Here is a 7,048-nt window from a genome sequence, read left to right as displayed (position 1 = left end):
AAAATTCTTCATCCTACTAGGTGGGGAGTTCTTCCTGTTTTGCTTCTTTGTTTCCTATCATTTTTATACTTTCGCTTTACTTTAAAAAACAACTTAGTTATTCTTAAGTAGGTAAAAAAGTAAAGAGGTGAAACTATGGGATTGATTGTTGATAATTTTTTTACCTTTATCTTGATTCTAAATATTTTATTATCCTTTGTTATCGTATTTCGTGAGAGAAAAGAAACAGCTCAAACATGGGCATGGTTGTTAGTGTTGATGTTTATTCCGATCGTTGGCTTTATTTTGTATATTTTCTTAGGAAGAGGGATTTCTAAAGACAAGATTTTCGATTTTAAACTCCAAGGTAAGATCGGGAAAAACCTTGAGATCGAGGAAGATAAACAAGCGTTGATGCGGGGATTGTATCCTCATCCGCCAACAGGACTGGTAGACGTAAAGCAGTTGATCTACATGTTGACTGTTTTTGAAAGTACGCTGTATACGACAAGAAATAAAGTTACTTTGTTTACGGATGGACGAGAGAAGTTTGATGCGCTGTTGGAAGATATCAAACAGGCAACCGATCATATCCATTTACAATATTATATCTATCGAAGCGATACACTGGGAGTTGAGGTTCGAGACGCATTGATTGATACGGCAAAGCGAGGCGTTGAAGTAAGAGTCCTTTTAGATGCATGGGGATCAACGCAAGTAACGGCAAGTTTTTTTGATGGCTTGAAAGCAGCTGGCGGTGAGGTCGCTTTCTTTTTCCCATTGTTTGTACCTTATATCAATCCACGGATCAACTATCGAAATCATCGTAAAATTGTTGTGATCGATGGGAAGATTGGATACACTGGCGGATTCAATGTGGGAAATGAATACTTGGGACAAGTGCAAAAATTTGGTTACTGGCGCGACAACCATTTACGGATTCATGGTGAAGCCGTATATACGTTACAAAACCGCTTTTTGATGGATTGGAATTCACAACATACGAAAGAAGTCAGTTATGATCCAAAGTTCTTTCCACAAATAAAAACGAGTGGAGATATGGCACTGCAAATTGTAACGAGTGGCCCAGATACGGAGCATGAACAAATCAAGATGACCTATCTAAAGATGATTTCTTTAGCCAAAAAAGAGATATTGATACAGACACCGTACTACATACCGGATGAATCAATTCATGAAGCCTTAAAATTGGCTTTGCTTTCAGGTGTGAAGGTCCATATGCAAATTCCTAATAAACCAGATCATCTTCTTGTTTATTGGGCGACATACTCTTTTGCGGCGGAACTACTTGAATACGGTGCGGTGATCGAAACATATGAAAATGGATTTATCCATGCGAAAACAATGATCATTGATAATGGGGTCGTTTCAGTTGGATCAGCGAATATCGATGTTCGATCGTTTAGACTCGACTTCGAAGTAAATGCTTTGATCTATGATGAACGAATGGCTTCACAAGTGCGAAAAGCCTTTTTTGATGATTCAAAAGTCTCGCAACCATTAACGAAAGAAAAATATGAACAACGTGGAACGATCATCAAATTCAAAGAGGGATTAGCACGCTTGATCTCGCCATTACTATAATAAGGATCAATTCAAAAAGGACATAAAACGCACGTCAGGGACGTCGTCTTATGTCCTTTTTTGTCGGAGCCATTTCTGTAGTCTGTCAGAAATGGAGAAAGCGTCTCGCATGAGCGGATTGACTTTGGGGTATCTCTTGTTTTTTGGGGAAAGCAAGAAATAAATCAATATATGCTTTTTAAAGAGACACATTTCAAAGCCAGTATAGCATAGAAACACTCAATGAGATAGTATTTTTTTTATTTATATAATTATTTTTTGTTATTTAATGAATTCGATTCGTTTTCAAGTATTCGCTAAAATGTTAAAATGAACTTAATTTAGGATTGAAGGAGATTTCTAATGAAAAAATCAAAATTACTCTTACCCATAATAGGATTAACGATTCTTTTATCTGGTTGTTCCAAATGGATTGATCGTGGCGAGTCGATCACCGCTGTCGGTTCATCTGCACTACAACCTTTAGTTGAAACGGTAGCAGAAAGTTATCAAACAGAAAACCCCGGAAAATTCATCAATGTACAAGGGGGAGGAAGCGGTACAGGCTTGTCACAAGTCCAATCAGGCGCAGTTGATATTGGAAATTCAGATTTGTTTGCAGAAGAAAAATCAGGGATCGATGCTTCTGCTTTAGTGGATCATCGTGTAGCTGTCGTGGGGATAACACCGATTGTGAACAAAGGTGTCGGTGTCAAAGACATTTCTATGGAGAATTTAAGAAAAATATTTACCGGTGAGATCACGAATTGGAAAGAAGTTGGTGGAAAAGATCAACCAGTGGTTATTTTAAATCGCGCTTCTGGAAGCGGTACACGCAGTACCTTTGAGAAATGGGTATTAGATGGTGAAACAGCTATCCGCGCACAGGAACAAGACTCAAGCGGGATGGTACGGCAGATCGTTGCAGATACGCCGGGAGCAATCAGCTATGTCGCATTCTCGTATGTAACAGATGATGTAGCAACACTGAGTATTGACGGTGTCGCACCTAAAGATGAGAACGTCACAACGAATAAATGGACGATTTGGGCGTATGAACATATGTATACAAAGAGCCAGCCAAAAGAGTTAACAAAAGAATTTCTAGAATACATTCTTTCTGACGATGTACAGAATAATATTGTTGGAGAATTAGGTTATATCCCTGTTTCAAAGATGGAAGTGGAGCGAGATTGGGAAGGAAACATTGTAAAATAACTGCCTTTACACAAAATTTACAAACTTAGCATAAATTTTACATGTTATTAAACTCAAATTGATGTTCACTTTGTACACTGAATAAGTATGTTAGACCTGATTAGGGGGGAATCATCTGTGGAAGATGTGAAAAAAGCATTATTAACAAAATCCAAACGTTCAAAAATGGAACAACGCGGCAAATTTATCAGTTTTCTCTGTATCGCGCTGATCGTTGTCGTAGTGTTAGCAATTTTTTATTTTGTTGCCAGTAAAGGTTTAGCAACCTTTTTTGTCGATAAAATCAATGTGTTTGATTTCTTGTTTGGCACAAACTGGAATCCAGGACAAGTAGGGGCAAATGGAAAACCGATGGTAGGCGCATTGCCGATGATCGCAGGTTCGTTCATCGTCACATTCCTATCAGCGATCATCGCTACTCCTTTTGCAATCGGTGCAGCAGTATTCATGACGGAGATTTCTCCAAAGAATGGAACGAAAATTCTGCAACCGGTCATTGAGCTATTGGTCGGTATTCCATCTGTTGTTTATGGGTTCATCGGTTTATCTGTCGTTGTTCCGTTCATCCGTAGTATTTTTGGCGGAACAGGATTTGGTATCCTAGCAGGGACTTTTGTTCTTTTCGTCATGATCTTACCAACAGTAACGACAATGACGGTCGATGCGCTAAAGGCAGTACCAAGACATTATCGTGAAGCATCTTTAGCGTTGGGAGCGACAAGATGGCAAACGATCTATAAAGTAGTTTTACGTGCCGCTATACCAGGGATATTGACTGCCATCGTTTTTGGTATGGCTCGTGCATTTGGTGAAGCATTAGCAATTCAAATGGTTATCGGTAACGCTGCGTTGATGCCGACAGGATTGACGACACCAGCTTCAACATTGACATCTATTTTAACAATGGGGATCGGTAATACGATCATGGGAACGACTGAGAACAATGTTTTATGGTCATTGGCATTGATCTTACTATTGATGTCATTATTCTTTAATATCGTGATTCGAATGATCGGTAAGAAAGGGGCACTGAAATAATGAACGCAAAACGCTCTGACAAAATCGCCACAGGCATCCTCTACGTGATTTCAGGGATCATCGTGTTGATCTTAGCGGCTTTACTCTTATATATTCTCGTTCGAGGGGTACCTCATATTTCTTGGGCCTTTCTGACTGAACCATCTAAAGCTTACCAAGCAGGTGGTGGGATCGGCATCCAGTTATTCAACTCGATTTACTTACTTATCATTACAATGATCATCAGTTTCCCGCTCTCATTTGGAGCAGGTATTTATCTTTCTGAATACGCTGGAAAAAATTGGGTGACAGATATCATCCGCATTTCGATCGAAATTCTAAGTTCTTTACCATCAGTAGTTGTCGGTCTATTCGGATTTTTAGTATTTGTTATTCAATTCCAATATGGCTTTTCGATCATCTCTGGGGCACTGGCATTAACAGTATTCAATCTACCTTTACTGACAAGAACAGTCGAAGAATCATTACAAGCTGTTCATTACACACAAAGAGAAGCAGGATTAGCATTAGGCTTATCTCGTTGGGAAACAGTTATCCGAGTCGTTGTTCCAGAAGCAACGCCTGGGATATTGACTGGTGTCATCTTAAGTTCAGGAAGAATCTTTGGAGAAGCAGCTGCATTGATCTATACAGCTGGACAAAGTGCACCTGCACTTGATTTTTCAAACTGGAATCCACTAAGTGTTTCCAGTCCGATCAGCATTTTCCGTCAAGCTGAAACATTAGCTGTTCACATTTGGAAAATCAATACGGAAGGAACGATGCCAGATGGCGTTGCTGTGTCAGCAGGGGCATCAGCAGTTTTGATCATCGCTGTATTATTGTTCAACTTTGCTGCACGTGCGATCGGCAAACGTTTATACCGTAAAATGACTTCAGCTTAAGGAGAAGAAGTAAGATGAAAGAATATAATTGGAATGAAACAAATATCATCACAATGGGACAAGAAAAAGAAGTCGCTTTGTATACGGATGATCTTCATGTCTGGTATGGCGATAACGAAGCAATCAAAGGGGTAGACTTAGCTTTTGAGAAAAATAAGATCACTGCATTGATTGGGCCATCTGGATGCGGAAAATCAACTTACTTACGTTCATTGAATCGGATGAACGACGGGATCGCGAATACGAAAGTCACTGGAAAGATCATGTATAAAGATGTAGATATCAATGCACCGCAAATCGATGTATATGAAATGCGTAAACGTATCGGGATGGTTTTTCAGCGACCGAATCCGTTTAGTAAATCTATTTATGAAAATATCACGTTTGCACTGAAACAACATGGTGAAAAAAACAAAAAGAAATTAGATGAGATCGTAGAAACTAGCTTGAAACAAGCTGCTCTATGGGATCAAGTGAAAGATAGCTTGGATAAAAGTGCTCTTGCTCTATCTGGAGGACAACAACAACGATTATGTATCGCCCGCGCTATCGCAATGAAACCAGATATTCTGTTGTTAGATGAGCCAGCAAGTGCATTAGATCCGATTTCTACAGGAACAGTCGAAGAAACATTAGTTAACTTAAAAGAAGACTACACGATCATCATCGTGACGCATAATATGCAACAAGCTGCACGTATCAGTGATTATACTGCTTTCTTCTATCTAGGAAAAGCAATCGAATACGATAAGACGAACAAGATATTTACCAGACCAAAAATTCAGGCAACCGAAGATTATGTGTCCGGTCACTTTGGTTAAGACGGAGGACTCGTTATGGCAAAAGAAATAATTTCATCAAAAGATCTTCACTTATATTATGGAAAAAAAGAAGCATTGAAGGGGATCGATTTAAGTTTCAATCAGGGTGAGATCACAGCAATGATCGGTCCTTCCGGTTGTGGGAAATCAACTTATCTGCGTTCTTTGAATCGGATGAACGACCTGATTCCAGGTGTCACGATCACCGGTAGTGTGCTTTATAAAGGAAAAGATATCTATGGACCAAAGACAGATATCGTTGAATTGCGAAAAGAAATCGGCATGGTATTCCAACAACCAAATCCGTTTCCATTCTCAATCTATGAAAATGTGATCTATGGACTAAAGTTAAAAGGTGAAAAAGACAAAAAAGTTCTCGACCAAGTAGTCGAAGAAAGTTTAAAAGCTGCATCAGTGTGGGAAGATGTCAAAGACAAATTGCATAAAAGTGCGTTATCTTTATCAGGTGGGCAACAACAACGGGTTTGTATCGCCCGAGTATTAGCAGTCAACCCAGAAATCATCTTGCTTGATGAACCAACAAGTGCGCTAGATCCAGTATCGACTGGGAAAATCGAAAGTATGCTCTTGGAATTAAAAGAAAGATATACTATGATTATAGTTACGCATAATCTGTCTCAAGCTTCACGTATTTCGGATAAAACAGCCTTTTTCTTAGATGGACATTTGATCGAATTCAATGACACGAAAAAGATTTTCATGAATCCAGAAAAAAAAGAAACAGAAGACTATATCTCAGGAAGATTTGGATAGGGAGGAAATGAAATGTTACGGACACAATTTGAAGAAGAATTACTGAATCTTCATAATCAATTTTATGAGATGGGGATGATGGTAAGTAGTGCAGTGCATAAATCCGTTCGTTCTTATATCAAACACGATAAAGCACTTGCGCAAGAAGTCATTGAAAATGATATCAAAATCAATGATATGGAAACACGTCTAGAGAAAAAAAGTTTTGAGATGATTGCTTTACAACAACCGGTTACTACGGACTTGCGGATGATCATTACTGTGATGAAGGCTAGTTCTGATTTAGAGCGGATGGCCGATCACGCTGTATCTGTTGCTAAGTCTACGATCCGTGTGAAGGGACAAACGAGGATCCCAGACATTGAGAAAGAAATTTCAGATATGTCAGATTACGTAAAAAAAATGGTGGACAATGTGTTAGTCGCTTACGTGAAAACAGACGAAAAAGATGCACGTACGATCGCAAACATGGATCAGCGCGTCAATGATTACTTCAACCGTATTTATAATGCTACAATAAAAAATATGCAAGCAAACCCTGAAACAGTCATCAGCGGAACCGATTATTTAAATGTTGCTAGCTACTTAGAACGTATCGGTGATTATGTAACGAATATCTGTGAATGGATCGTCTACTTGGCTACTGGAAAAATCACAGAATTGAATACGAACCACAATGAGATTTTTTAAAAATGAATCAAAAAAGATGAAAGCCATAAAATCCAAATCCGGATTTTTGTGGTCTTTCGG

The 7,048-nt window shown here is 38.9% G+C and carries 7 protein-coding genes; all 7 read left to right on the top strand.

Annotated elements, in window-relative coordinates; translation table 11 throughout:
* Window positions 1-135 precede the first annotated feature (135 nt).
* Complete coding sequence (gene cls, locus ED2_RS13845; RefSeq protein WP_060789900.1) at window positions 136-1,584, top strand: cardiolipin synthase; 1,449 nt, start codon at window positions 136-138, stop codon at window positions 1,582-1,584.
* Between the two features lie 342 nt (window positions 1,585-1,926).
* A complete protein-coding gene (locus ED2_RS13840) occupies window positions 1,927-2,781 on the top strand; it encodes a phosphate ABC transporter substrate-binding protein PstS (RefSeq protein ID WP_016177413.1) in 855 nt (284 codons plus the stop codon).
* 117 nt (window positions 2,782-2,898) lie between these two features.
* Complete coding sequence (gene pstC, locus ED2_RS13835; RefSeq protein WP_016177414.1) at window positions 2,899-3,819, top strand: phosphate ABC transporter permease subunit PstC; 921 nt, start codon at window positions 2,899-2,901, stop codon at window positions 3,817-3,819.
* Window positions 3,819-4,703 carry a phosphate ABC transporter permease PstA gene (gene pstA, locus ED2_RS13830; RefSeq protein ID WP_016177415.1) on the top strand — a complete coding sequence of 295 codons (885 nt, stop codon included), beginning with the start codon at window positions 3,819-3,821 and terminating at the stop codon, window positions 4,701-4,703. The genes pstC and pstA overlap by 1 nt, the downstream gene beginning before the upstream one ends.
* Window positions 4,704-4,717: 14 nt before the next feature.
* A complete protein-coding gene (gene pstB / locus ED2_RS13825; protein WP_016177416.1) occupies window positions 4,718-5,524 on the top strand; it encodes a phosphate ABC transporter ATP-binding protein PstB in 807 nt (268 codons plus the stop codon).
* Window positions 5,525-5,539: 15 nt separating this feature from the next.
* Window positions 5,540-6,298, top strand: a complete 759-nt coding sequence (gene pstB, locus ED2_RS13820) for a phosphate ABC transporter ATP-binding protein PstB (protein ID WP_016177417.1) — start codon at window positions 5,540-5,542, stop codon at window positions 6,296-6,298.
* 12 nt (window positions 6,299-6,310) lie between these two features.
* Entirely contained in the window at window positions 6,311-6,988 is a 678-nt protein-coding gene (phoU, locus tag ED2_RS13815) for a phosphate signaling complex protein PhoU (RefSeq protein WP_005880407.1), read from the top strand.
* Window positions 6,989-7,048 lie beyond the last annotated feature (60 nt).

It is taken from the genome of Enterococcus durans NBRC 100479 = LMG 10746, from assembly GCF_001544215.1.
Taxonomy (GTDB): Bacteria; Bacillota; Bacilli; order Lactobacillales; family Enterococcaceae; genus Enterococcus_B; species Enterococcus_B durans.
The sequence above is the reverse complement of the archived record's forward strand: the minus strand, read 5'-3'. Positions and strand labels throughout refer to the sequence as shown.

What these genes read in the sequence shown, in the direction of transcription:
- pstA (WP_016177415.1), top strand. Translation starts at nt 3,819, where the DNA reads ATGAACGCAAAACGCTCTGACAAAATCGCCACAGGCATCCTCTACGTG.
- cls (WP_060789900.1), top strand. Translation starts at nt 136, where the DNA reads ATGGGATTGATTGTTGATAATTTTTTTACCTTTATCTTGATTCTAAAT.
- pstB (WP_016177417.1), top strand. Translation starts at nt 5,540, where the DNA reads ATGGCAAAAGAAATAATTTCATCAAAAGATCTTCACTTATATTATGGA.
- ED2_RS13840 (WP_016177413.1), top strand. Translation starts at nt 1,927, where the DNA reads ATGAAAAAATCAAAATTACTCTTACCCATAATAGGATTAACGATTCTT.
- pstB (WP_016177416.1), top strand. Translation starts at nt 4,718, where the DNA reads ATGAAAGAATATAATTGGAATGAAACAAATATCATCACAATGGGACAA.
- phoU (WP_005880407.1), top strand. Translation starts at nt 6,311, where the DNA reads ATGTTACGGACACAATTTGAAGAAGAATTACTGAATCTTCATAATCAA.